This is a genomic window from Grimontia sedimenti (assembly GCF_011045095.1).
GTDB lineage: Bacteria > Pseudomonadota > Gammaproteobacteria > Enterobacterales > Vibrionaceae > Enterovibrio > Enterovibrio sedimenti.
Genome location: NZ_JAALDL010000009.1, coordinates 1 through 25,322, shown reverse-complemented (window position 1 = coordinate 25,322; position 25,322 = coordinate 1). Strand labels below are relative to the sequence as shown.

At 42.5% G+C, this 25,322-nt stretch carries 20 protein-coding genes and 1 pseudogene; 15 read left to right on the top strand and 6 right to left on the bottom strand.

Translation table 11 applies throughout. The features are described 5' to 3' along the window. The first annotated feature begins 2 nt into the window (after positions 1–2). The 9 genes from G5S52_RS12670 (at position 3) to G5S52_RS12630 (ending at position 12,048) form a co-directional block, all read left to right on the top strand. Positions 3–692 (top strand): acylneuraminate cytidylyltransferase family protein, encoded by a 690-nt coding sequence (locus tag G5S52_RS12670; protein WP_165014057.1) that lies wholly within the window; start codon positions 3–5, stop codon positions 690–692. Further along, on the top strand, positions 692–1,462 hold the full coding sequence (locus G5S52_RS12665) for an oxidoreductase (RefSeq protein WP_165014055.1): 771 nt from the start codon (positions 692–694) through the stop codon (positions 1,460–1,462). The genes G5S52_RS12670 and G5S52_RS12665 overlap by 1 nt, the downstream gene beginning before the upstream one ends. A 30-nt stretch (positions 1,463–1,492) precedes the next feature. After that, a complete protein-coding gene (locus tag G5S52_RS12660) occupies positions 1,493–2,911 on the top strand; it encodes a capsular polysaccharide export protein, LipB/KpsS family (RefSeq protein ID WP_165014053.1) in 1,419 nt (472 codons plus the stop codon). Between the two features lie 198 nt (positions 2,912–3,109). Further along, positions 3,110–4,075: a hypothetical protein gene (locus G5S52_RS12655; RefSeq protein WP_165014051.1), complete on the top strand. Its 966-nt coding sequence runs from the start codon at positions 3,110–3,112 to the stop codon at positions 4,073–4,075. 87 nt (positions 4,076–4,162) lie between these two features. Next, positions 4,163–5,380, top strand: coding sequence for an MATE family efflux transporter (locus G5S52_RS12650; RefSeq protein WP_165014049.1), 1,218 nt, complete (start codon positions 4,163–4,165; stop codon positions 5,378–5,380). Continuing rightward, positions 5,367–7,220 (top strand): asparagine synthase (glutamine-hydrolyzing), encoded by a 1,854-nt coding sequence (gene asnB / locus G5S52_RS12645; RefSeq protein WP_165014047.1) that lies wholly within the window; start codon positions 5,367–5,369, stop codon positions 7,218–7,220. The genes G5S52_RS12650 and asnB overlap by 14 nt, the downstream gene beginning before the upstream one ends. 6 nt (positions 7,221–7,226) lie before the next feature. Then, on the top strand, positions 7,227–8,864 hold the full coding sequence (locus G5S52_RS12640) for a heparinase II/III family protein (RefSeq protein WP_165014045.1): 1,638 nt from the start codon (positions 7,227–7,229) through the stop codon (positions 8,862–8,864). Further along, positions 8,864–10,042, top strand: a complete 1,179-nt coding sequence (locus G5S52_RS12635) for a glycosyltransferase family 4 protein (protein WP_165014043.1) — start codon at positions 8,864–8,866, stop codon at positions 10,040–10,042. Before G5S52_RS12640 ends, G5S52_RS12635 begins: the two co-directional genes overlap by 1 nt. A gap of 59 nt (positions 10,043–10,101) precedes the next feature. Then, the gene (locus G5S52_RS12630; RefSeq protein WP_165014041.1) at positions 10,102–12,048 is read left to right on the top strand and encodes a nucleoside-diphosphate sugar epimerase/dehydratase; all 1,947 of its coding nucleotides are present in this window, start codon (positions 10,102–10,104) and stop codon (positions 12,046–12,048) included. A gap of 140 nt (positions 12,049–12,188) precedes the next feature. Here the strand turns inward: G5S52_RS12630 and wecC are convergent, their stop codons facing one another. Further along, positions 12,189–13,463, bottom strand: coding sequence for a UDP-N-acetyl-D-mannosamine dehydrogenase (gene wecC, locus G5S52_RS12625; RefSeq protein WP_165014039.1), 1,275 nt, complete (start codon positions 13,461–13,463; stop codon positions 12,189–12,191). Positions 13,464–13,479: 16 nt separating this feature from the next. Further along, positions 13,480–14,600 (bottom strand): annotated as a pseudogene (gene wecB / locus G5S52_RS12620) (non-hydrolyzing UDP-N-acetylglucosamine 2-epimerase). A 265-nt stretch (positions 14,601–14,865) separates the two neighbouring features. Between wecB and G5S52_RS12615 the strand changes: the two are divergent. The 3 genes from G5S52_RS12615 to G5S52_RS12605 all read left to right on the top strand — a co-directional run bounded on the left by G5S52_RS12615 (position 14,866) and on the right by G5S52_RS12605 (position 17,966). Beyond that, positions 14,866–15,813, top strand: coding sequence for a UDP-glucose 4-epimerase family protein (locus G5S52_RS12615; protein ID WP_165014037.1), 948 nt, complete (start codon positions 14,866–14,868; stop codon positions 15,811–15,813). A gap of 21 nt (positions 15,814–15,834) precedes the next feature. Then, on the top strand, positions 15,835–16,386 hold the full coding sequence (locus G5S52_RS12610; RefSeq protein ID WP_165014035.1) for a sugar transferase: 552 nt from the start codon (positions 15,835–15,837) through the stop codon (positions 16,384–16,386). A gap of 203 nt (positions 16,387–16,589) precedes the next feature. After that, positions 16,590–17,966, top strand: coding sequence for an MBL fold metallo-hydrolase RNA specificity domain-containing protein (locus tag G5S52_RS12605; RefSeq protein WP_165014033.1), 1,377 nt, complete (start codon positions 16,590–16,592; stop codon positions 17,964–17,966). A 199-nt stretch (positions 17,967–18,165) separates the two neighbouring features. Here the strand turns inward: G5S52_RS12605 and G5S52_RS12600 are convergent, their stop codons facing one another. From G5S52_RS12600 to G5S52_RS12585, 4 genes are all read right to left on the bottom strand, one after another. Further along, positions 18,166–20,319, bottom strand: a complete 2,154-nt coding sequence (locus tag G5S52_RS12600; RefSeq protein ID WP_165014031.1) for a YjbH domain-containing protein — start codon at positions 20,317–20,319, stop codon at positions 18,166–18,168. A gap of 2 nt (positions 20,320–20,321) precedes the next feature. Next, a complete protein-coding gene (locus G5S52_RS12595; RefSeq protein ID WP_165014029.1) occupies positions 20,322–21,140 on the bottom strand; it encodes a capsule biosynthesis GfcC family protein in 819 nt (272 codons plus the stop codon). Position 21,141: 1 nt separating this feature from the next. Beyond that, complete coding sequence (locus G5S52_RS12590; RefSeq protein ID WP_165014027.1) at positions 21,142–21,852, bottom strand: YjbF family lipoprotein; 711 nt, start codon at positions 21,850–21,852, stop codon at positions 21,142–21,144. A 98-nt stretch (positions 21,853–21,950) separates the two neighbouring features. Beyond that, a complete protein-coding gene (locus G5S52_RS12585) occupies positions 21,951–22,163 on the bottom strand; it encodes a hypothetical protein (RefSeq protein WP_165014025.1) in 213 nt (70 codons plus the stop codon). Between the two features lie 259 nt (positions 22,164–22,422). Here G5S52_RS12585 and G5S52_RS12580 point away from each other — a divergent pair, with 259 nt between their 5' ends. The 3 genes from G5S52_RS12580 (at position 22,423) to G5S52_RS12570 (ending at position 25,252) form a co-directional block, all read left to right on the top strand. Next, positions 22,423–22,782 (top strand): hypothetical protein, encoded by a 360-nt coding sequence (locus G5S52_RS12580; protein WP_205743890.1) that lies wholly within the window; start codon positions 22,423–22,425, stop codon positions 22,780–22,782. Positions 22,783–23,526: 744 nt separating this feature from the next. Further along, the gene (locus G5S52_RS12575) at positions 23,527–24,660 is read left to right on the top strand and encodes a polysaccharide export protein (protein WP_438590721.1); all 1,134 of its coding nucleotides are present in this window, start codon (positions 23,527–23,529) and stop codon (positions 24,658–24,660) included. A gap of 202 nt (positions 24,661–24,862) precedes the next feature. After that, positions 24,863–25,252: a four helix bundle protein gene (locus G5S52_RS12570; protein WP_165014023.1), complete on the top strand. Its 390-nt coding sequence runs from the start codon at positions 24,863–24,865 to the stop codon at positions 25,250–25,252. Positions 25,253–25,322: the final 70 nt, after the last annotated feature.

Sequence of the window (25,322 nt, the reverse complement as noted above, 5' to 3'; positions counted from 1 at the left end):
ACATGAAAAATTTTGCATTTATCTTTGTTCGTGGCGGCTCAAAAGGGCTGCCACGTAAAAACATAAAACCTCTGGATGGTAAGCCGTTGCTGCAGTACTCGATTGACACTGCCTTGGCCGCGCCTTCGATAGAGCGGGTGTTTGTTTCGACCGAAGATCCAGAGATTGCTGAGGTAGCTCGATGTGGGGGGGCGGTTGTGATTGACCGTCCCGTTGAGTTAGCAAGTGATACCAGCCCTGAATGGCTCTCATGGCGTCATGCAATTGAGTGGGCGCAGAGCCATTATGGTGCGTTTGACGGCTTTGTTAGCTTGCCAGCCACCAGCCCGTTACGCAGTGTTGATGATGTCGAAGCGGCCATCAGTAAGCGTATTGATGCTCAAGTTGATATCTGTATTTCCGTGACTCCCTCGAGTCGCAGTCCTTATTTCAATATGGTGAAGCAGACGGAATCGGGGTCGGTGGAACTAGTAAATCAGCCGCATGGAGATTTGACACGTCGTCAAGATGCACCTCGAATATTTGATATTACAACAGTAGTTTATGTAGCAACACCAATGTTTGTGCTCAATAACTATGGCTTGTTTAGTGGCAAAGTGGCCAGCATTGAAGTGCCTAAAGAGCGTGCTGTGGACATTGATGATATTTATGACTTCAAATTAGCAGAAGCTATAGTGCAGGAGCGAGGCTAATGGAACAGTTGCTAGAAAATAAAACGATTTTAATTGCTGGTGCTGGAGGACTTCTCGGAGCTAAGTTGGTGGCCGCTGTGTTGGCACAAGGCGCGAAAGTGATTGGCGCCGATCTACATGTTGAGGCGATGCGTGAGCGCTTGGTTGAGAATGGGGTGAATGTGACTCAGGATGAACTAACGCTGACAGAACTCGATATCACCAGTGAGGCGAGTGTCAAAGCGCTATTTGCCCAATTCTGCGAGATTGATGGTGCGGTTAACACCACGTATCCTCGCAATAAAACCTACGGTAAGCATTTTTATGATGTGACCTTAGAAAGCTTTAACGAAAACCTTTCGCTTCATCTGGGAAGTACATTCTTATTCACTCAACAATGTGCTGCACTTTTTAGAAGACAACTTAGGCCATTGTCACTTATTAATATCTCATCGATCTATGGTGTTATTGCACCTAAATTTGATATTTATTCAGGTACACACATGACAACACCAGTTGAATATGTGGCAATAAAATCGGCGATCCAGCATCTAAGTAAGTATGTGGTTGCGTATGTCAAAGATAGTAGGTTTCGTATAAATTGTGTAAGCCCGGGCGGAATAATGGACCAACAACCAGAAACGTTTTTGAATGAATACAAAAAGAATACGAATGGACATGGCATGCTTGATGCGAAAGATGTTGTTGGTGCAATCCTCTTTCTTCTATCTGATATGTCTAGGTACATTACTGGACAAAACATCATTGTAGATGATGGTTTTTCAAATTAAATAAAGTATGAGTAAACAGGTTAATATTTAATGAATGTTTTAGTATACACTAGACCTAGAATTGATAAGTTCTTTCATGCACTTGCTGAATCGATTGCTTGCTTTGACAATGTTATTTACGCTAGTGATCATAAAGGCCTAGAAAGCCTTTGGATCATGGAATATTATTACAAAGCCTATGAAGATATGGTAACACTTGGTACGTTGCCAGAAAGTGATATAGATACAGACGCCGTTGCTGCCCGTTGTAGGTATCTGAAGACACTCCCTAAAGATGAAGCGCAAAAGAAAATTGACGCTATGACCATTGCTGCCGAAAGAATAATCGACGAATATAAGATTGACTATATGTTTGGCATGGTCATGGATTCTTACCTTATGGATATATTCGATAGGGTTTTAAGAAAAAGAGGACGTCAATATATTGGTTTTCTTAACAATATGGTTAATGGTTATTCAAGACTTACTTGTCGAGGCGAGTTAATACAATTGGACTCAGTTGAACAAGAGCAAGTGAAAGGTGTAAGGAAGGAATTAGTCTCTAAACATTATATGCCTAACATGCAAAGAGACTTCATGTGGAATACAAGTCCATTTTCTATGTTTTTTACTAAATATATAAAAGAAAAACTGAAAACAACTTACTATCACTTTGCCAAGTTAAAGGATAAAGACAATTTCTACTATAACACAGTATCAGCAAAGCATTGTATGAGTTGTCATGATTTAGACCAGTTGTTTTTCAGGCGATTTCAAAATAATGATTGGTTGACTTCGGTCGATGAAGCTAGAAAACAAGGAAAAGTAATTCTCTATTTTCCACTTCAGTTTTATCCGGAATGTAGTATTGACTATTGGGGAACAAATAGAGATTTTATTGACTTTTATCGTGTTGTTGAAAAGATCATTGATAATGATTATAGCAATGTCATTATTTTGGCGAAAGAGCACCCTAGTGCAACCGGTTTGCGGAAGTCGGATTTCTATAAACTGTTTGCAAAAAATAAGCACGTAATCTTAACTCCATTCGATGTCGCATCTAACGATGTTATTGAAGCGTCAGACATTGTTCTTACCTGGACTGGTTCAGTGGGTTTTGAGGCCATTATGCGCGGTAAGCCACTAATTTCATTTGGTGAAGCCTATTACGATCCTGGATTCGGGATTCAAAAATTGGAGCACTTTGATGAGCTGGCGAATCTAGAGAGTATAGTCCTAGAAACAATGTCGAATAGAAGTACTTCTGGCAGTGATGATTACAAAGACTCGGTCGTTAAATTTATGCTAGAGGGATTGGTAAAGGGATATATTTTCCCTCTCGATTATTTAACTAAGAAAAATCCTGAGAATTCGGATGAACTGAAGATGTTGGGAGAGAACATATCTAATAATATTCTTAAAATTGCTGAATTAGGGAATTATGCGATAAAAGATGGCTGCTTCAAATAAGGAAAGCCACCTTCCGATACTCTTACATTCGGTGATACTTTTTTATGCTGTGTCACCGTTTTTGTATTTAGTAAGAGTTTTATATGGAGATGTGGGAATTGGTGCCTTTCTATTAAGGTCAATACAACCAGCGATATTCGTTCTTTTTTTATTTACTTTGTTACGGGGATATATAAAGAGAGAAAGCTTGATTATGTATTGATAGTTGCTTTATCTATTTCAATATATGGATCTGCACTAGGTTTATTGAATGATAACTCAATCTATGACATTGTTGCTGGTGCAATGCACTTTCTCCTTGGGCCATTAGTTTACTACTATTTTAGAACTAGTGAATTAGAACATGTATCAGAGTATTTTTTTGAGCGTCTATGTTATATAACACTGCTTTCTTATTCAATTGTAATTTTGGCTATGTATGTGTTACCAAAATTATTGGGTATAAACATCTACTTAGGCTTGGCTAGTCAAGTTCTGATTTTTTCATTTTTCTATTATTTGGCGAAAAATAAGCTATTGTTGAGTGCAATGACTCTCGGTGTTATATTTTTGTCGGGTAAACGAGGTGTTTTTGTTGCTTTAATATTTTCAAGTTGTGTGTTTCTTTTTCCTCACTTCATTCGTTATTACTATAAAACACTACTGAAGTTTCTAGCTATTTCTATCACTGCTATTATAGTTACTATAAGTATTTCTCCAGAATTAGTTGATAAGGCTGTTGATAAGTTTTCCATAGGAAGCGACTTTTCCTTAGAAACATACTCTTCTGGAAGAGTAGAAGAACTGAGCTCAGCGGTTGGAGCATGGACTAGTAATGATGGAAACATTGTCTTAGGTACAGGTTTCGGATTTAGATATACTTTTCTATATTCTGATCCAAACATCCCTGATGTTAATAATTATAAGAATGTACATTTCAGCTATATAAATCCAATAATTAGTTTTGGGGTAATACTAGGTCCACTATATTTATTGGTTGTACTCTTGATGTTTTTTTCTTGTCTACAAAACAAGAATGAAAATTTCAGGTTTTTAAAATGGTGTGCTGTATCTTTTTTGATATATTCTGCATTCGTATTTAATTTATACAACGAGATCTTACTGTGGATGATACTTGGAATGATAATGAAGTCTAGCTCTAAGTTTAAAGACAGCAAGATATAAAGAATGATAAATATTAGGACTGGTCTTAAGGTATCATTATTTGGTGAGTTCATATCAAAGATACCACTTTATATTTTTGAGATTATAATGGTGAGCACACTCACTGTTGCTGATTATGGTAAATGGACAGCTGTGTATTTCTTTGTGAGGTTGTCTCCTTATCTTCACTTTGGTGCGCTAAGTTATTTTAATAAGCGATACCCATATACTTTAGGAAAACAAATAAGTACAAAAAATGTAGAAAACTTCACCAAAACATCACTAAAGCTCATAGCTTATCTTATACTCTTGGTAGGAAGTATTAGTGTATTCTTTGTTGAAGAGCCTCTATATTGCTTCCTACTTTCTTTGGTTGCGACTTCAATGTTGCTCTACACTTTCTATCAGTCGAAGTTCAGATGCGATGGTAGGTTTTATTATTATACCTCAGGGTTGATATTATATGCTTTTTCGCAGCTAATACTTGCATATATATTAGTCTCAAGATATGGGATAGCTGGCGGACTAGTTTCAATACTTTTGGCCTATACTTTCGCTGTGATGTTTTATTATCTAATAGACAGAAAAGTTAAAAGAAACTGGAGTGATGATAGAAATCCACTAAGAATAAAGCGACTGAGAAAAGTAGTAACCATAGGATGGCCCTATTTTTTGCTTACTATATCATCTTTTATAGTCCAGTCCTCTGATAGAATAGCACTGATACTATATGGGAATGATATAAAATTAGCTTACTATGGTTTCTTTTTTATCTTTATGCAGATAGGAATAATTTTCATAAACTCCGTTGGTAAAATCATTGGTCCTGGTATCATTAATTTAATTGGTGGAGGTGAAATTAAAAATGTAGACAACATAGAAAATAGAACACTTTTTTCAATAATGCTTATGCATTTTGTTCTCTGCATTTTTTGGATTTTATTTGGTGATCTAATTATAAATTCCTATTTTGGAAAGTTTAATGGTTCAACACCCGGCGCATTTTCTTATTATTGTATTGGTATTATGTCATCAATATCAATTATATTTTATCCAAAAATTGTTGCTTTAAATAAAGAAAGATTCTTAATAGGCTTTAATATTATTCATTCTTTGTTTTTGACGTCTATTCTGTATATATTTCTTTTGTACTCTGATGGGGTGTTTAATTATGCATACATGTCTATAATTATTAATTTTATTTTTTATACACTTTTCTTTATAGTGACTTCCAAATTATTTTATATAAATTTAAAGAAAGTTCTTTTTGCAAATACACTTGTCTTTATTAGTTTCATAGGTTTTTTCTTTTATGTGTGGGATTAGTTTTTACTTTAGCCAAAAAAAAAGTTACATAAATGAATTAAAATTAAGTCTAAATAAAACGAATCATAGAGGACCAGATTCAAGTGGTGAGCTAAATTATCAGGCATCATCCACATTTATAGGGTTGGGACACAACAGACTGAGCGTGATCGAACTTTCTGAACTAGGTGCCCAACCTATGTCGCTTAGCTCTGGTGTTGATATTATATTCAATGGTGAAATATACAACTACAAAAAAATAAAGAAAGATCTTGAAGCGTTAGGAGTTAATTTCACCGGGTCCTCTGATACTGAAGTAATATTAAAAGCTTACAACCAATTTGGTGTCAGTGCATTTGCTATGCTTCAAGGAATGTATGGTTTTGTTATTGTTGATACTAAAACTAATAAAGCTTATATAGTCCGCGATCTTATTGGTATTAAGCCAATATACCTCACTGAAAAAGACGGTGAAGTTTTTGGTAGCTCTGAAATAAAAGGACTTGATGACTTTTGCAGTGGAAAGTTTTCGGTAGACCAGTTAGATGTTTACGAGTTCTTTAACAATGGTTTTGTTTATGAGCCCAATACTGGGCTCAAGGAAGTAAAGAAACTACTACCCGGACACTATCTAGAAATTGATCTGATAACATTCGAAAAGACTCTTGTTGAATTTCAGAAATTAGAAGATTTTGAGAATGAAGGTCACGAACATTTCGATAAAAAACTTAACGAGGCAGTAGATAAACAGCTTAATTCTGATGTTCCTTTGGGCTTATTCTATAGTGGTGGTCTAGATTCTACAGTAATCGCGAGTAAAACAAAAAATTCAGACCTGTTCTTTGCGGAATATTCGTCTGACATAAATGCCGATTTGGATAAGAAATATGCCCATAAAATAGCTAAAGTACTGGATAGAGAAGTTAAAGTTGTTGAAATGAAAGATGATGGGGCTGATATAAATACTTTGGTTGGTCAGATAGAGTTTGTGGCCAAAAATACAGAAGAGTTAATATCTGATTATACATTTTGGCCAACTTATCGGCTGGCTTCTGCAGCAAAAGAAAATGGTTATACTGTCATGTTGAGTGGAATGGGGGGCGACGAAGCTTTTTGTGGATATCCAAGGTATAAAATAGTAAATTTCCATTCGGTACTTTCAAAGTTAAAGATGCCAATAAAGCTTTGTCAGAAGTTCAGTTTATACCCGAAATCTTTTGACAAGAAAATTGACCGTCTATTATCTTATGCAACTGAGAAATATTGGCCTTTAGCCTATAGTCGATTACTAGGCTATTTTGGCCAGGATGAGCTCAGTATGCTGTTTGATAATGAAGAGCATTTAAAAAATGACTACTCCAAACGGTTAAAGGAAATAGCTGATAAATATACTGGCGATAAAAGTAATAAGTTGAAACTGGCGATGCATTTTGATCGTTACGGATTCCTTTCCCACAATCTTATGGTATCAGATAAAGCCAGTATGCTTGCAAGTATTGAGCTCAGAGTTCCTTTATTGGATGAGTGTGTATATGCAGCTGGTTCATCCATGGGAAATAAAGAGCTGATGAATAGAAAATATGGAAAATTGCCTTTATTTAATATTGCAAAAGCGATTCTCCCGAAAGAACTTGTCCAAAGACCAAAGACAGGATTTAATCCGCCTTTAGATGGAGTTATTGACAAACTGGGAAGAGACTTCATTGATAAGACTATTCATTCTCTAAGCCCATACATCTCAATAGAACACGCCTTGGAAATCTCTAAAGAGCATTTTAGTGGTGAACGAAATAACTCTTACAAGTTGTGGCAAATTACATATTTTAAATATTGGCTTGAAGGCCGTAATATTCCAAAGTGAAGATTGATGTTTAATAAAGTACTACAGTATTGGCATACCATAAAATATTTGAAATTTTCCCAAATATATTATCGAATCAAGTATAAATTTGGTCTGTTTAATAAGGAATTAACAGCCCCTGAATGTGGTGTGGAAAATTGGGAGTGGGTGAACCATTTCCCATATATGCAGTCTATAAGCAACGATGGCATAATGAACTTTCTTAAGGAGTCTTGTCAGTTTAATGACTCACTTGACTGGAACGACCCTAGTAAAGAAAAGTTATGGCTTTATAATCTTCATTATTTTGATGATCTTAATGCTATCAAATCCGAAGAGCGACAGGTTATACATGATGCCTTAATTAGCAGTTGGATTCAGCATAACCCAGAATTCCATGGTAATGGATGGGAGCCATACCCCCTGTCGCTAAGGATAGTGAATTGGGTAAAATATTTAAGTCGACAACCAGTAAAGTCGGATTTGCATATTGAGAGCTTGGTAAAACAGACCGAGGCTCTTAATCGTCAACTCGAATACCATCTTCTCGGAAATCACCTTTTCGCGAATGCTAAAGCTCTCGTTTTTGCGGGTGCTTTCATAAATCACGACTTAGGGATGAGATATATGGAGAAAGGCCTAGAGACCATTGAAGCGCAATTGCCTGAGCAGTTTTTGCCCGATGGTGGTCACTTTGAGCTATCGCCCATGTATCATTGCATATTGCTTTGGGATTTACTCGAGCTAATCGAACTTTGCAACATATCCTCTTCCGATACACTAAGAAAATATCAGTCTGATTGGTTAGAAGTGGCAGCAAGAGCTTTAGAATGGCTCCGCGATTTAATCCATCCAGACGGTAATGTAAGCTTTTTTAATGATTCAGCGATAGGGATTGCGCGTACACCCGATGAGATATTTAGTTACGCCGACTTGTTAGGTATAGAGTACTGCCGCAATATCGAAGCTCAAGCTCTTGTAAAAGAAGATACTGGGTTTACTAGAATCAAAAATGGTGATTTTCACCTTATATTCGATCACGGAAACGTAGGTCCGGACTATCTGCCGGGGCATTCTCATGCAGACACATTAAGCTTTGAGCTTTCGATAGGTAACGAACGTGTTTTCGTGAATTCAGGCACTTCATTGTATGGGAATAGCGAAGAGAGATTACGCCAGCGAAAAACACCAGCACACAACACCGTAACAGTTCTTGGTCAGGATTCCTCCGAAGTTTGGTCGGGGTTCCGTGTAGCAAAGAGAGCTCGCGCTAAAGTTGTGTACCGTTCTGTAGATAATGAAGCAGTAAATATATCTGCGCAACATGATGGTTACACTCGCTTGAAAAAAGGATTGATACATGAGAGACAATTGAAAGTTGAAAATTCAGTTTTGAGTGTTGTAGATAGAATCAGTCAGCCTCTTTCAAGTGTCTTTAACTTGCATATACACCCTGACATTCAGGTTAGTCTAACTAATGACTATGAAGCGGTTTTACACACAAAGTTAGGAAGGAAGTTTAGATTTACTTCTGATAAGAAAATTAATCTAGTTCCAAGTTCATGGCATCCTCAATTTGGTATTAGCGTTAATAACTACAAGTTTGAGATTCCTTTTTTTGAAGGTGAACTCGAAACAAAGCTATTGCTTTGTGAGGAAAATTAATGAAACTACTTTTACTAAGCTTTTATTACCGTCCAGATTTATGTGCCGGTTCTTTTCGAACCACCGCTCTAGTTGAATCTTTAATAGATAATGAAGACCTGGAAATTGAGCTAATTACAACTTACCCCAATAGATATGCCTCCTTTGAACTAGATGAGCAAGTCAGTTTACATGAAGTCAATAAAAGACTGACAGTTCATCGGATAGAGTTACCTAGCCATAAGAGCGGTTTTATTGACCAAGCAAAAGCATTTCTAGTTTTCTACCACAGAGTGATGAAGATTGTTTCGAAAAACAGATATGATATTGTCTTCTCAACTAGTTCACGCTTATTTACGGCCTTCCTAGGTGCCAGGATAAGTAATAAGTATAGAATTCCACTATATTTAGATATCCGAGACTTATTTATTGATACCATAAATGACGTTTTTCCTAAGGCAATAAATCTTCTGATCTCTCCTATTTTAAAAAGAATTGAGAGGTATACTTTTTCTTCGGCATCTCATATTAATTTGGTATCTGAGGGGTTTAGAAAATATTTTTCATCTTATCCCAATGCAGAATACACGTTCTTTACCAATGGCATAGACGACGAGTTTTTGCAGAGCTCTTATAATTTTGATCAGTATGATATTCACAGTGAAAAACCAATAGAGATACTATACGCAGGTAATATAGGAGAAGGTCAGGGACTTCACACTATTATCCCAGATCTTGCGAAAAGGCTCGGTGATAAGTATAGAATAACTATTGTGGGAGATGGTGGAAGAAAGCCATTGTTGGAAGCTTCAGTTAAAGAGCACTCAAATGTGATTATTCTACCTCCTGTTAAAAGGGATAAGCTCATCGAATATTATTCAAATTCTGATGTCTTATTTTTGCATTTAAACGATTATGATGCTTTTAAAAAAGTCCTCCCATCTAAGATTTTCGAGTATGCAGCTAGCGGAAAACCAATGCTAGCAGGTGTTGGAGGTTACGCAGCCGAATTTATACAAAGCGAAGTGGTAAATGCTGCTGTTTTTCCGCCATCTAATGCTTCTCAAGCAGAGAAAGCTCTGCGCGCACTCAAACTTGGGGTGGCCACAGACCGGCATTCATTTAAACATAAATATAGGCGAGAAAACATCATGAATCGAATGGCAGCTTCCATTTTAGAGCTTCCTTTTAAGTCCTAGTTTTTCAGCTAGTTCTCGTTTTCGTTCTATGTAGTTTTAAGAACCTAATGGTTAAACTTATGAATTTTCTCGATACTATATTTGATTTGAGTCGTATAAAGAAACGCTTTATCAGTGTTTTGATTGATATTGTATTTATCTTTATTTCTTTTTACGCTGCATATTGGGTACGAATCGGTGATATTGTAAAGATTAATTCACCAAAGATACCTTATTTACTGGTTGGTGTCATAGCAGTAACAATTTTCGGATTTATGAAACTGGGCTTGTATAGGGCTGTTTTAAGATACCTAACTTTTCATGCACTAGCTGTTGTGTCTTTTGGTACGTTAATTTCAGCAGCTTCAGTTGCTGTTTTGGCATTTTATCTTAGTGCTCCGATACCTAGGTCATTGCCAATAATTTACGGCGCTTTTTTATGTTTACTATGTGGTGGCTCTCGTCTAATTGTCAGGGTGCTAGTCTATCAAGTAGGTGGCAGAGGAAAGAAACCCGTATTAATTTATGGGGCAGGCTCTGCCGGCCGTCAATTAGCCCTGTCACTCAGAAACTCCGATTCTCACAGAGTTGTTGGTTTTGTCGACCAGGATCGCACGTTAATTGGTACTGTAATAATGGGCATTAATGTTTGTCCACTAAGTCGAGCTAAACACCTTGTTGAGCGTCACGAGGTAAAACAAATTCTTTTAGCTGTGCCAAGCGCTTCGCATTCAAGGAGAAAAGAGATACTCGATCTTCTTGTGCCTTTAGCTGCTGAGGTTTTGACCGTCCCGGATATGAAGGACATTGTAGAGGGAAGGGCAAAGATCGATGAATTGAAAGATGTTGATATTGAAGATTTATTAGGCCGCGACCCAGTAGAACCTCAGCTTGGTCTCATGCAGGCAAAAATCCACAATAAAGTTGTAATGGTGACTGGAGCAGGTGGTTCTATTGGTTCTGAGCTTTGCAGGCAGATAATCAAGCAAAACCCCAAATCGCTACTTCTTTTTGAAATTTCAGAGTATGGACTTTATAAGATAGAGCGTGAGCTTACAGCTACACTGAAAAAACAGCAGATAGACGTTAAAATAGTTCCGTTACTTGGTAGTGTACAATCCTACAAAAGACTTTTGATTTGTATGCAGACTTTTGGTGTTCAGACAGTATACCATGCTGCTGCATATAAACATGTTCCTTTGGTTGAATACAATGTCATTGAAGGCGTTCAGAATAATATTTTTGGCACCTACAATGCCGCGAAATCTGCTTTAGCGTCAGGCGTGTCTGATTTTGTACTTATTTCAACAGACAAGGCCGTCAGACCTACCAATATAATGGGCGCAACAAAACGCATGGCCGAGCTGTGTTTACAAGCTCTCTCAGAGGCTAATGGCGTTAACGGTGATACTTGCTTCAGTATGGTCCGGTTTGGAAATGTTCTAGGTTCATCAGGCTCAGTAATACCCTTATTTAAGAAACAGATAAGAGCAGGAGGTCCTGTTACAGTTACACACCCTGATATTATCCGTTATTTCATGACAATTCCCGAAGCAGCTCAGCTAGTAATACAAGCTGGTGCAATGGCGAAGGGGGGGGATGTATTCGTTTTGGATATGGGGGAGCCTGTAAAAATTACGGACCTTGCCGAAAATTTAGTCAGACTGTCCGGGCTGGAGTTGAAGTCTGAACAAAATCCTCATGGAGAAATCGGTATCGAATATACAGGTTTGAGACCAGGTGAAAAACTTTATGAAGAGCTGTTGATCGGATCAAATGTTCAAACCACGGCACACGAAAGAATAATGACCGCCAAAGAAGTGTTTCTACCAGAGTCAGATTACGAAAGTATTATTGAAAGGTTGAGACAAGCCTGTGAGAACTTCGATCAACAAGCTTTGGTACAGATATTACTCGAAGCACCCACTGACTTTTCTCCGAATCAAAGTATTATCAGCGACCTTGTTTGGAATGAAAGCACGTCAGAATTTAGAGAACAACGCCTTTATTCGAAAGGCTTGCATTGACTTTTAACTATGGTTGGACGAGTGAGATGAACTAAAGTCTAAACAGAAATTTCACGAGGAAGGCGATTTATCGATGCTCGCTGATAGAAAGTAGCCCTAACTTAGGTAAAGCTAGTTATGGGCTACTTTCTATAGATGTTTTAACTTTGCGGCCAGATACCTTTAGTATCAATGACAATGCCTTGTTTTGGTGTCTCTTCTTTAAACTCTCGATGGTCAACTAGCAAAAGATGTATGTCTGCTTTCAGTGCTGCAGTCTCAAAAGCTACCAATTCAATATGGGCTAAATGTTCGGGAAGCATATTAACATTTGGTTCTACAGCGAGTACGCTGCCACCATGAAACTTCGCCAATTCTTTGCAAATGTGTAAAGCAGGGCTTTCGCGTAAGTCATCTATATCAGGCTTAAACGCTAGACCATAACAAGCAATAGTCACGTCATTAACAGTTTTATCTGGATTTTGCTGAAGGTAATCTACTATCGCTAATTTGACTTTGCTCAACACCCAAGAAGGTTTACCGTCATTCACATTACGAGCAGTGTGAATTAGCTTGGCTTCCTCTGGTGTTTTGGAAACGATAAACCATGGATCAACAGCGATACAGTGTCCGCCGACTCCAGGGCCGGGCTGTAAAATATTTACTCTTGGGTGTCTATTTGCTAATTGTATCAACTCCCAAACATCTATGTTCAGTTTATCGCATATGATGGATAACTCATTCGCAAAAGCGATTTGGACGTCACGTGAACTATTTTCTGTTAGTTTCGCCATCTCTGCTGTTCTAGCGTTTGTTATTACACACTCTCCCGCTACAAAAGTTTTGTACAGTGACACAGCTTTTTCGGAGCATCTTGCTGACATTCCACCAATAACACGGTCATTTGTAACGAGTTCGTGAACAACTTGACCAGGTAAAACACGTTCAGGGCAATGTGCAATATTGACGTCTGCCGAGTCACCGGAATCTTGAGGAAATGACAGATCTGGTCTTGAACTTTTTAGCCAATTTGCCATTTTTTCTGTAGCACCGACAGGCGACGTTGACTCAAGGATTACCAAATCCCCTTTTTTAAGGACAGGCGCAACAGCTTTCGCTGCAGCTTCAATGTAAGACAAGTCAGGTTCAGGCACTCCTGAGTTGCTATTGGGCAAAAACGGTGTCGGAACAGCGATTAAAAATGCATCTGCAGGCTCTGGTGTAGTTACGGCTTTAAGGTATCCCTCACTCACCGCAGCGTGAACAATCATATCAAGTTCAGGTTCTACGATATGAATCTGTCCCTTATTAATCGTATTAACTGCATGTTGATTGACGTCTACGCCAATAACGTTTTTTTTGCGAGATGCAAACATAGCAGCAGTAGGAAGGCCGATATAGCCAAGCCCGATTACAGATATCGTATTAAACGGCATAAATACCCTTATTAATTTAAGCTAAAACATCCAGTATTCTTTTACACGCTTGCCCATCCCCATAGGGATTATGGGCAAAGGCCATCTTTGCATACTCATCTTGGTCAGTAAGAAGTGTTTCAATATGCAAAGTGATTTTCTCCACAGAAGTTCCAACGAGTTTGACGGTGCCAGCTTTCAATGCTTCTGGTCTTTCAGTTGTATCTCTCATCACTAAAACGGGCTTGCCAAGTGAAGGAGCTTCTTCCTGAATACCTCCTGAGTCGGTCAATATAATATGAGCCTTACTCATTAGGTATACAAAGGGTAGGTACTGTTGAGGCTCTATAAGAAATATATTTCCAATATCATTCAAGATTCGATTGACCGGCTCTCTAACATTAGGGTTTAAATGAACCGGATAAACGATCTGAACATCAGGATGTCTCTCCGCAACCTTTACCAAGGCTTCACAGATTCTCTCAAACCCGCCACCAAAACTCTCTCTCCGATGGCCTGTCACGAGTATCATTTTTTTATGATTATCTAAAATGGGAAGTCCTCATTGAGCCTAGCTCTCAGTGTCTCACTCTCGGTGACTTTACTTTTGACCCACAAAAGGGCATCAATCACAGTATTACCGGTCACATGAATGGTGGCATCATTGTAGCCTTCTGCAACAAGGTTTTGCTTTGATGCGCTGGTAGGAGCAAAGTGAAATGAAGTCAAAGCGCCGGTTAGTTTCCTGTTAGCCTCTTCTGGCCATGGTGAATATATATCACCAGTGCGGAGTCCTGCTTCGATATGGCCTACAGAAATTTGCTCATAATATGCTGCTAAGCTTGCGGCAAATGTTGTTGCAGTATCGCCATGCACGAGTACCACATCGGGTTTAAATGATTGAAGGACAGGTTTCAGTTCAATGAGGATTGATGCGGTTACATCGTTTAGAGTTTGCCCCGAGCGCATTAGATTTAGATCATAATCAGGTTTGATATCAAACAAATCAAGAACTTGGTCGAGCATTTCGCGGTGTTGAGCTGTAACACAGACTTTGGCATCGAATCGTTCATCTGCATCTAAAGCATGGACGAGAGGTGACATCTTTATAGCCTCTGGTCGGGTGCCAAAAACGGTCAGCACGCGTTTTTTGTTCATTTTCTTACCTAGTTATTCTGTCCCAATGATGATGAGGGATCTTAGCATTTTAAAAAGCTGAACTCTCTCTGAAATATCGAAATTACTACGCCTTAATACCAAAATATACCCCCTAAGCACATACATTTGTTAAATGTTTTAGGTTCGGAAAGAGCTAAGTCGAAGTGACGACTACTGCAGGGGGCATAGGTTGTAAGGATGTTTAATATGACTCGCTACTAGGTCATGTTAGTATTAGCCATTTGTTGTTTAGAGTGTATGCATAGTGAAGATTTTAGTGACTGGGGGAGGCGGGTTCGTTGGCAGTAAAGTCGTCGGATCCGCTAAATCGTCAGGATGGGAATGCTGTTTCCAGTCGAGGAACGAAAATGAATTGGAAGGGGCGATCACCATTCCTCAAATCGACGGAGGCACAGATTGGTCATCTGCTTTGAATAATATTGACGTTGTTGTGCACTGTGCGGCACGTGTTCATCAAATGACTGAGTCGAATAGTCCGGAAGAAATCTTAGCCAGTTATAGGTCAGTAAACACTGCTGGCACACTCAATCTCGCCAAGCAAGCCGCCCTACATGGTGTTAAACGATTGATCTTCATCAGCTCAATAAAAGTTAATGGTGAGTTTACAAATACAGGTCAGCCTTTCTTACCCATATTGGGCAAGGTGCCAAGCGATCCTTATGGATTGAGCAAGTATGAGGCTGAAGTGGGCCTACGACAAATAGCGGAAGAGACAGACTTAGAAGTGGTGATTATCCGTCCCCCTTTGGTCTATGGTCCTGATGTTAAGGCAAACTTCAAAGCGATGATGACGCTGATGTCCAAACCCATCCCCCTTCCCTTTGGAAAGATAAATAATCAGCGTAGCTTAGTTTATATTGATAATCTTGTTTCACTCATCCTAACTTGTTGCGAGCATCCTGCTGCGGCAAACAAAACGTTTCTTGTATCGGACAATGATGATGTTTCCACTACACGCTTGATGCGTCAAATTGGCATGGAAATGGACAAGTCTGCCATGCTTCTGCCCATACCTAAGGGCTTTATTGAATTGGTAGCCAAGCTGTGCCGTAAATCTAATCTAGCAGATAGGTTATGCGGTAATCTCCAACTGGATGTTTCTGAAACGCTAAACACGCTAGCTTGGAGGCCTCCCGTCTCTTTTGAGCAAGGCATTCAACATACGGTTCGTGCCTATTTGTCAGCTAAGTAAAGTACACTGTGAGAATTAATAATGTATAGAATCTTCGACTTTTTCCTTGCCCTGACGGGGTTGCTTTTTCTTTGGCCTGTGCTTCTTATCGTGACAGTGATTGGTTACTTTGATACTGGTTCTCCTATATTTCGTCAAACGCGAGTAGGCAAAGGACAGAAGCCTTTTACCTTGATTAAATTTCGCACAATGGCCCCGGACACGGTGTCAGTCGCGACGCATCTAGCAAGCGCTTCTTCAGTCACCAAGCTAGGGGCATTCTTAAGGAAAACAAAGCTGGACGAATTGCCTCAGCTTATCAACGTAGTGAAGGGTGAAATGAGCTTGGTGGGTCCTCGTCCTTGCCTTTTTAACCAAGAAGAGCTTATCGCTGAGCGAGCCTCCAGAGGCGTATTCGATGTATTACCCGGTATCACAGGCTTGGCTCAGGTAAATGAAATTGATATGTCGACCCCTAAGTTGCTTGCAGAATGGGATCAAAAAATGATCCAAACGCTGACCGTGAAACTTTACTTTACTTACATTGTTCAAACAGCAACTGGTGGCGGTGCAGGAGACAGGATAAAAAGCTAGTCAGATGCTCTATAGAAGCGCTCCCTATTGGAGCGCTTTATCATTGCGCTTACCGAATATTTCCGTTTGCTCGAATCCCTTTTGAAACTGCCGATCTATTTCAATCGAAATTACCAACTCCTCCCTGCAGTCAATCCCCTTCACTTTACTCCAATCTATAATGGCGCAAACTGGTTTAAATCCGCTTATTGCAGAGATAAATCATGCACATCACTCACTACGGCGCCAAAACCGGTGTCACCGGATCATGCCATCAACTCACTACGGAAAACGGAAAGCTCCTCATTGATTGTGGGTTGTTTCAGGGCGAGGAAGTATGTCCGTTAGACATAGAATTTGATGTACATGATATCGATACGTTGATCCTGACCCACGCTCACATAGACCATATCGGTCGTCTGCCTTGGCTTCTCGCAGCCGGTTTTCAGGCCCCGATTTACTGCACACTAGCCACCGCAAAGCTGGTTCCCATGATGCTGGATGATGCGCTTCGTCTTCAGCTTGGGCTCAAAAGAAAAGATCGCCAACGCGTCCTCAAACTTATCGAATCCCTGACTGTTCCCGTCAATTACCATACCTGGCACACTGTGAGTCATCAGCGCAGCGTGGTTGCCGATATTCGCTTTCAGCCTGCGGGTCATATCCTTGGTTCAGCGTATGTTGAAGTAAAACTCCCCACCAAAGAAGTGATCGTCTTTTCTGGCGATCTCGGCCCTAACAATACGCCGCTGCTTCCCGATCCTGAACCGCCTGCAAGGGCGGATGTGCTGGTGATCGAAAGTACCTATGGCGATGGTGTGCACGAGTCGATAGAACACAGAGCGCAGAGGCTAAAAACACTCATCAAACGATCACTTGAAGATGGTGGCGTCATTTTGATCCCGGCATTCAGCGTGGGAAGAACTCAGGAACTCCTTTTTGATATTGAAGCCATCATCGCTACGCAGTTGAATGACTTGGAAAGGCGGGAATGGTCGAAAATACCGATTATCTTAGATTCACCAATGGCAGCCAAAGTGACCGACCATTACCGGGAATTTAAAGCCCTTTGGGGAGAAGAAGCCAAAACCAGACTTGAAGCTGGCAGGCATCCTCTGGCCTTTGAGCAATGCGTCACCATCGACTCACATGGAGACCACCAAGCGCTTGTTAACCGTCTGCAACAAACCGGAGAGCCTGCCATTGTTGTTGCCGCCAGCGGAATGTGCAATGGCGGCCGTATTCTGAATTACCTCGAAGCCCTGCTGCCAGATGCCAGAACCGACGTGATACTCGCAGGCTACCAAGCCAAAGGCACCCTGGGCCGTAAACTCCAAAAAGGCGCAAAAAGGGTCGAAATTGGAAATCAGAACATCAAGGTAAGCGCCCACATACACACCATGTCAGGTTATTCCGCCCATGCTGATAAAAACGAGTTGCTTCAATTTATCGAAGGCATTCCCACAAAGCCCAAAGAAATCAGAATCGTTCATGGAGATAAAGAAGCGCAAGAAGCGTTGGCGGGTGAGATTGAACAGCGAGGTTTGGCAGAGAGGGTGGTGATGGGGGTAAGAGCCGGACCTGGGAAAAGAAGGCCCTAGGATCTAGGAAGAGCGGGTTCTAGGAGAGCAATAAGCTAGACGTTGAACCTACACCTCTAAATTGTCTGCAGAACCCAGAACCCAGAACCCAGAACCCAGAACCCAGGACCCAGAACCCAGAACCCAGAACCCAGAACCCAGGACCCAGAACCCAGGACCTAGGACCCAGGACCTATGCTCTTCCTGCTCTTCCTCGCGATTACCTATTCGTAAACTCCGCCCCCGGATAACGCGCATCCGTCATGCCATACAGGTTGTATTTCCTGATCAGCATTTGGCCGCCATCGCGGGAAAGTGGGGTCCAGCCGATGTAAGCGCGGTTTGAGCTTGGCTTAATGGTGAAAATGTCGAACGGAATCGAAATGTAGAAGCCTTTGTTAAAGCTGCCTTCACCAAATTCCTCTGCCGAAAGGTTGGTTTTCGCCATGTAAGCGCCGGCGATCACGCCGCTGTCAAATTGCTTGGAGACATCCAGCGTCACGCCTTTATCCTCCGCCAGATACTGTCCCACGCTTGCCTTAATCAGCAAATCGTTGAACCAGCTCCACTCCGGACGATAATACGTCGTGAAATGGCCGGTCGGTGTGCCGGTTTGAACGCGATAGTAGCGGCCGGTTGTTGGGTCATAGTGGCGCTCTTCGGTGAACACTCCGAAGGTAGAATCAGGGTCACGTTGTGCCACGTAGTTCATGTCTAAACCGAATGCCCAGTTACTGTTGAGTGGGCGATACAAAATTTCGCCACCCACGCCTGCAAACATGGTTTCCAGATAGCCGCCGTAACCCTGAACATAAATACTGTCCCCAAACTTATCGAAAGCCGTTAACTGCAGGTTGCTGACACGCACAGGGTTATCAGAAATGTACTGGCGAACCAGGGTGCGAACGCGCTTCAAGTCCGTGCCGTCTGGCGGTACGTCGTACAAAAACTTGTCATAGTTGTCATACAGGTTGACGTAAACGCCGCCGCCGATCTCAACATTGTCGCCAAACCAGTAGCTGGCACCGGCTGAAACACCAATATTGAACATATAGAAATCTTCAGAACCACCAATTGACTGCTGAAGCGTCGGTGAAACGCTCACCGACCAAGGCTTACCCGTGTCGGCTTGAAGCATACCGCGTGGTGATGCTGGGCTAACCAGTTGGGTGGCGTCTGTGACCTTTGCGCCTACGTATTCCTGATTAGCTACTTTTTCAAAGGCCGCAGTATCAATCACGGTTTGCGTGGTGGGCTGGTTAGCACTTTGCTCAACCAAATGAAACTGAGATGCCGTTGATCCTGTGTTGGTCAGAATCATTGCCGCTTTTTCATGGGCAATCTTGCGGTCTCGGTATTTTGATTGGCTGCCCACCACGGTCACGGATTCATTGTCAGCATAGACTTTGGTGTCGCTATATCCAGCAATGTTATCCAAATCGACAGCAACCTTGTCCCAGTCGATATCTGCCACATCTATTTCTTGCTTACCTTTATAAGCAGGCGTTGGCGTATCCACCCAGTTTTGTGAAAGCGTGTTGAAGTTGGTTTTCAGGGTAAAGCCCAGCGTCCAGGTGTTACCGCGCTCATAGCTTGCGCGCAGATCACCCCAGCGGTCAAAGCGGTATACCAGGCCGTAGTTAAAGTTTGAATCCTGAACCATATCCGGCGCAAAATCAGATGCATAGTTGTTAGCATCATATTCCACCTTCAATCGAAGCGGCTCCCACGGGGTTTGATATTCCACGCCGCCAAATACTGACATACAGCCCGTAAACCAACGGCTGTAATCAAAGCTGCCGCCTTTGCCTTTGTAGGAAGTATCACGGTCACAATCGAGACCGTTTGAGGTATCGCCACGAAGGTTGGCACTGTTGCCAATGTAGCCCCAGCCGACACCCAGGGTGACGTCAAGCGGTCCAAAATGCTTACTGGCGGCAATATACTCCCCATCAAAAAGGCCTGTTCCGCCTAAATCACGAAGGCCAATCGAGGTTTCAGGCAGCCAATAACCTTCTTCCCAAAGGCGCACTTTTACATCAATGCCTTTGTCAGTGTAATAAGTGTCACCGCTGAAACCCTCATCACCGCTATAAAGGCGCTCAGGCACCTGTGTGTAGCGAATAGTGGCTTCAAGCCAAGGCATGAGTTGCAGGGAGCTGTGGTAATGGCGATAGTCTGGGTTAAAAGTTGCACCGATGGAAAACTCACCTTCCGGGGCGACGCGGCCGGTTGGCATTTGCATCAAACCGACGCCGCCAAAATCACTTTGAGTCGGTTGGTAAGGCAAGGTTTGCACGGTTTCAGACAAAGCCGGTAAGGCATGCAGCACCGCAACAGATAAGAAAGACAGCTTAAAAATACGACGGTGCATGACTACATAACCCGGTGTTGAAGAAGACGAGGAAGCTTTTCATTAAGTGAAGAAAGGCCGAATGGCAAACGCTGGAAAGGCACGAAAATCACCGCGCCAGGCGGAATGTTCTGAGCCTCTCCATTCCAATAAGCGATCTTGTGGTTTGCTAGTTCGCCATTCATAGCCACAACGGCCACTTCGCTGATACCGAAGGTATTTAGGGTGTCAATGTGTGCCAAATACCCGTTCGCATCGGTCAATGTGGCGAAAGGCACATGCTTTGGTTCAACCACCGCGCCTATTACCGTCACTTGCTCAGGTCGACGCGGCAAAATCAGTGTCAGGTCGCCGTTAGCGAGTGGGTTAATGCGGCTGCCCATCAAATAAAAATCTTCATCCAGCGGTACATCCAGGCGTTCGCGGAAAGTGGAATCCTCGATATAACCAATCAGCGCATCGACAGATGCTTTGTACTCGGCATCATCAGCCCACTCCGCGCTTAAGGTGTGTAAATCCGCTTTCACGCTTTCCAGAAGATCAGTGGTAGCGTCTGACAGCGTATTGCTGAAAAGTGAAGCGCCTTGCCAGTAAATCAGCTCGCTTTGGTGCGCTTGTGCCTGGTTTAAGAGGTGAGGGCGAATAACCCTGGCACCTTCAGAAACCAGCTGGGACACACGAGGCGCAGCATCAAAAGAAACAGTGAATGCCGTGTTGCTCTCTAAAGACGTAGAAACATAAACCTGTGTTTGCTCACTGGCCTGAGAGTGCAAAGGCAAGCTGACCAACGCAAAGAGCGCAGAGCGAAGTGCCAGAGCGCGAGAGGAAGAAAACGTAAACATCTTATTGTAACTCCCCGGCAAAGGGTTTCAGCACGGTGATATCAATACTTGCCAATCCCGGCGCTAAGAATTGTTTGCTGGCGATAACACGCCCACTGGAAGGGTGTAGCCAAAATTTATTTTCAAAATGCTGGTTGAGTTCAACCGCATAAACCGACTCGGTAAACAGCAAGGTTTCAACAGGGCTGTCGTTCACCATAATGGTTTGAGCGCCCTGGGCTTTAAACTCAGATTTAAGGGTGACGCTGCTGAAATGGCCAGGCTGCCAGTCAATCTGTCTTTCCCATATTTTTGGGGTATCTGCTTTCAGCAGGCCAAGCGCCAAAGGATCAGGCATAGAGGAGAAACTCGCGCTCAGGTTGCCACCAAGAAGGTTGATGGTTTTTACGATACGGCCACGTTCAGTGACCAGCATTTCATGATTGGCAGAAAGCCATTTTAAGCGATGAACGCCAGCGAGCGCTGAAACCTTAGAATGGGTAGGTTCTGCAAAGCCCAGCACCAAGAACGCCTGAGCGCTGTTTTCAACTTTTGCATACATGCTGGCATAGGGCAGGTCGATAACCTGTTCGGGTGGCAGAACAATATCTGCAGGCCCAGACAGCGCCAGTGACATCGTGTCTTGAACGTCCTGATACTTTTGGCTGCATCCGGAAAGTGCGGCAGCGAGAAAAAGAAACGCAAGTTTCGGAAAGATAAAGGGATGTTTCATTTCAATACAACGTTGTCATACGCAAAATTTCTGCGGAAGCTATAAACAAGAAAACCGAACAGCTTGCACTGTCCGGTTTTGTTACACGGTAAAGCAGATTAGTTCGCTGCAGTTACAGTGGTGGTCGTTGCCGTGTCATTGTTAGCTGCATCAACAGCAACAACAGTCGCTGCCACTACAGCGACGCCAACACCAACCGCAGTTGCGCTTACACCACCAACTGCCGCGCCGGTTGCACCAACACCACCGGTAGAGCCACCGGTAGTCGCTGCGACTTCTTCAGCTGCCATTACTGGCGAAGCCATCATCATTGCAGCGATTGCAGCAATAGCTGTTTTTTCATGGGATACTCCGTATCAAATGTATTACGCCTGTCTAAAAAAATGATCAGGTATATAAAATGCTAAACAGATACCACGGTTAAGTAAACCGAAAACGTGACTGAAACGTCTATTTCTGGGGGTTTTCTGAAAAAGTTGAGACATTGCTGGAGCAGGCTCAAATTTTTGAGCTTGTGCTCATTAGAGGCAGGCAAGTAGACTGCGCCAAATTTAACAGCAAGGTTGAAGTATGAGATTAGTCCTTTATGTTGCCACAGCAGCTTTAAGTGCACTTTTAACAGGATGTGCCGGATATGCGCCAAGAGAAAATGTTGATAACAACGCAGTCATTCATTGGTCTAGTGGTGTAAAAGAGAAAGTGCACGTCTCCCCCACGAATGAACACCTTGTTTTTGTTTCCCCTTCCGTTATGGCGAAAGACGTGGTGATCTACAGTCGTATCGTGGGCGCTGGCACTGAGAAATGCGAATATTATGTGAATGAACCCATGCCCCATGTGCGCTTAACCATATGTGGAGACGGAAACGTCGAGCTGCTCGAAAAAGGTGTTACTCTGAATGTGGGTAAACTAACCATCTTTGAATCGTAACAATTTGTTACGAGTGAGAGTTTTGAAGTGTCAAAATAAGAGTTTCGCCGAATTTTTGACACTCTATTCAACGACAGATTTCCCCTAACCTGCTGATATTTCCTCCTGATGCTGTTTGAAATGCAATCACACTTCTTATAAAAATCAATAAAAACATATGTATATAACCAATGGTTGCATTATGAAACAAATGTGCGCCTTAGAAAAAATATAACCTGTCCCCTGTACAAATTTCTGCATAGATAGTGTTAAACTCTGCCCGCCAAAAATAAGACTCTTGTCACTCAATTGAGAGGTCATGTTTTCGGATTGCATCTCAATATGCCCAATAAGTGACACTTAACACGAAAAGCAGAGCGTACCGCGTGGATTAGGAACGACACCTAAGGGCGGTAGCGTGTCTAAATTTCCAGAACACATGGTGAAGCAAGATCACGAAAGCGAGTCGAGCTCGCTTTTTTATGGCTTATTAAGTCTCAATTTATTAACTGATGTATTATTATCGGCGCGTATTTTTGATGAATGGTCATCGAGAACGGCAGAAGTGACCAATGCACAATTGTCGAGATTACTGATAGGACGTACCTAGAGCAGATAAACTGCAACCAGGACCCAGGACCCAGGACCCAGGACCCAGATCTTATTCCCCTTTTATAACCACCTAGTAGCTGTTGTCAGAAGCATGGATATTTCAAAAAAGTAGTAATTAGCGTTTTGCTTACAACATCCCTGGCTGGTTGTGCCATGCCGGGTAGCCACTTATCAGTGAGTGATAAGCACCAGACCGAAACCAACGAAGAAGAAAAAAGCATTGATCAACTGGTGAATGTTCACCTGTTGAAGCCTTCGAACATTTCTTCTTTCAAACAAGCTGAAGTGGCTGCGCAATCCAACCCAGAGTTAGATGCCGCGCTCACCCGCTATGAATACCGTGTTGGCCCTGGCGATATCCTCAATGTCACCATTTGGGACCACCCGGAACTCACCATTCCAGCTGGCTCTTACCGCAGCTCCAGCGAATCAGGTAACTGGGTACATGCAGATGGCACCATCTTCTACCCGTACATTGGTACCGTTTCGGTAGAAGGGAAAACGGTGACCGAAATCCGTGATGATATTGCAAAGCGTCTGGCCCGATTTATTGAAACCCCTCAAGTAGACGTGAACATTGCGGCATTCCGCTCACAAAAAACCTACATCACCGGTGAAGTCAACAAGCCGGGCAAACAGGCTATTACCAACATTCCACTCACGCTGTTGGATGCGGTTAACCATGCGGGTGGTTTGGCAGAAAACGCGGATTGGCGAAACGTTGCCCTGACGCGAAACGGCGTAGAGCAAAGTGTTTCACTCCATGCCTTGATGCAACGCGGCGACCTGACTCAAAACCGCCTGCTGCAACCAGGCGACATCGTCCATGTGCCACGTAACGATTCACAAAAAGTGTTCGTGATGGGCGAAGTGAACGACCCACAACTGCTGAAAATTGACCGCGCCGGAATGAGTCTGACCGAAGCCTTAAGCGCTGTCGGCGGCATCAATGAACTGGAAGCCGACGCCACTGGCGTGTTTGTAATTCGCTCCGAGCAGAGAAAGCAGGAAGGGCAGAAAGAGCAGAAAGGGCAGGGAGAGCAGAGAGAGCAGAGAGAGCAGAGCGGAGAGCAAGAGCAGAAGATTGCGAGTATTTATCAGCTTGATATCAAAGATGCCTCTGCACTGGTACTCGGCACTGAATTCGAACTGCAACCTTACGATATTGTTTACGTCACCGCGGCCCCAATCACCCGTTGGAACCGAGTCATCCGTCAGCTACTGCCAACCATCACTGGCTTCAACGAGCTAACGGAAGGCGCATTAAGGGTTAAGACGTGGCCATAAATCGCGTAGCGATTTTAGGACCTGGGAAGAGCGAAAAGCGGACCTGGGTCCTAGGAAGGGCTTAAAAGAGCAGGGGCTGGGAAGAGCGAAAGCGGGCCTGGGCCCTGGGTAGGGCTTAAAAGAATAGGGCCTGGGAAGGGCTTGAAAGAGTAGGACCTAGGAAGAGCGAGAAGCGGATTCTTAAAAAGCAAAGAGTGGCTAAATGGAGTACGAAAAGCTAAGAGTGTGGCAAGAGTCTTTTGCGCTTGCGTCTAAAGCATACAAAGCGATAGGTTCCTGCAAGGATTACGCTCTCAAAGACCAAATTCGTCGCTCTGCTGTTTCGGTTCCATCAAATATTGCTGAAGGCGAAGAGCGGGAAACTATAAAAGAATCGGTAAGGTTTTTGTACATCGCCAAAGGCTCTTGTGGAGAGCTATATACTCAGCTTCTGCTCGCTCGAGACTTCGGCTACTTAGACGAAACAATGTCTAATAGCCTTTTAGCCAAAACGAAATCCGTAAGCAAAATGATAGCTTCATTAATAAAGTATCGAACTGGCCACGTGAAAGAGCCTGCCGCACTTTACAGTATTGAAAATAAAATAAACTAAACAAAATCCTGAAGGACCCAGGACCCAGGACCCAGGACCCAGGACCCAGGACCCAGGACCCAGGACCAGG

Excerpts from the sequence above, each read along its gene's own strand:
- G5S52_RS12670 (WP_165014057.1), top strand. The coding sequence starts at position 3 with ATGAAAAATTTTGCATTTATCTTTGTTCGTGGCGGCTCAAAAGGGCTG.
- G5S52_RS12665 (WP_165014055.1), top strand. The coding sequence starts at position 692 with ATGGAACAGTTGCTAGAAAATAAAACGATTTTAATTGCTGGTGCTGGA.
- G5S52_RS12660 (WP_165014053.1), top strand. The coding sequence starts at position 1,493 with ATGAATGTTTTAGTATACACTAGACCTAGAATTGATAAGTTCTTTCAT.
- G5S52_RS12650 (WP_165014049.1), top strand. The coding sequence starts at position 4,163 with ATGGTGAGCACACTCACTGTTGCTGATTATGGTAAATGGACAGCTGTG.
- asnB (WP_165014047.1), top strand. The coding sequence starts at position 5,367 with ATGTGTGGGATTAGTTTTTACTTTAGCCAAAAAAAAAGTTACATAAAT.
- G5S52_RS12640 (WP_165014045.1), top strand. The coding sequence starts at position 7,227 with ATGTTTAATAAAGTACTACAGTATTGGCATACCATAAAATATTTGAAA.
- G5S52_RS12635 (WP_165014043.1), top strand. The coding sequence starts at position 8,864 with ATGAAACTACTTTTACTAAGCTTTTATTACCGTCCAGATTTATGTGCC.
- G5S52_RS12630 (WP_165014041.1), top strand. The coding sequence starts at position 10,102 with ATGAATTTTCTCGATACTATATTTGATTTGAGTCGTATAAAGAAACGC.
- wecC (WP_165014039.1), bottom strand. The coding sequence starts at position 13,463 with ATGCCGTTTAATACGATATCTGTAATCGGGCTTGGCTATATCGGCCTT.
- G5S52_RS12610 (WP_165014035.1), top strand. The coding sequence starts at position 15,835 with ATGTATAGAATCTTCGACTTTTTCCTTGCCCTGACGGGGTTGCTTTTT.
- G5S52_RS12605 (WP_165014033.1), top strand. The coding sequence starts at position 16,590 with ATGCACATCACTCACTACGGCGCCAAAACCGGTGTCACCGGATCATGC.
- G5S52_RS12600 (WP_165014031.1), bottom strand. The coding sequence starts at position 20,319 with ATGCACCGTCGTATTTTTAAGCTGTCTTTCTTATCTGTTGCGGTGCTG.
- G5S52_RS12595 (WP_165014029.1), bottom strand. The coding sequence starts at position 21,140 with ATGTTTACGTTTTCTTCCTCTCGCGCTCTGGCACTTCGCTCTGCGCTC.
- G5S52_RS12590 (WP_165014027.1), bottom strand. The coding sequence starts at position 21,852 with ATGAAACATCCCTTTATCTTTCCGAAACTTGCGTTTCTTTTTCTCGCT.
- G5S52_RS12585 (WP_165014025.1), bottom strand. The coding sequence starts at position 22,163 with ATGATGATGGCTTCGCCAGTAATGGCAGCTGAAGAAGTCGCAGCGACT.
- G5S52_RS12580 (WP_205743890.1), top strand. The coding sequence starts at position 22,423 with ATGAGATTAGTCCTTTATGTTGCCACAGCAGCTTTAAGTGCACTTTTA.
- G5S52_RS12575 (WP_438590721.1), top strand. The coding sequence starts at position 23,527 with ATGCCGGGTAGCCACTTATCAGTGAGTGATAAGCACCAGACCGAAACC.
- G5S52_RS12570 (WP_165014023.1), top strand. The coding sequence starts at position 24,863 with ATGGAGTACGAAAAGCTAAGAGTGTGGCAAGAGTCTTTTGCGCTTGCG.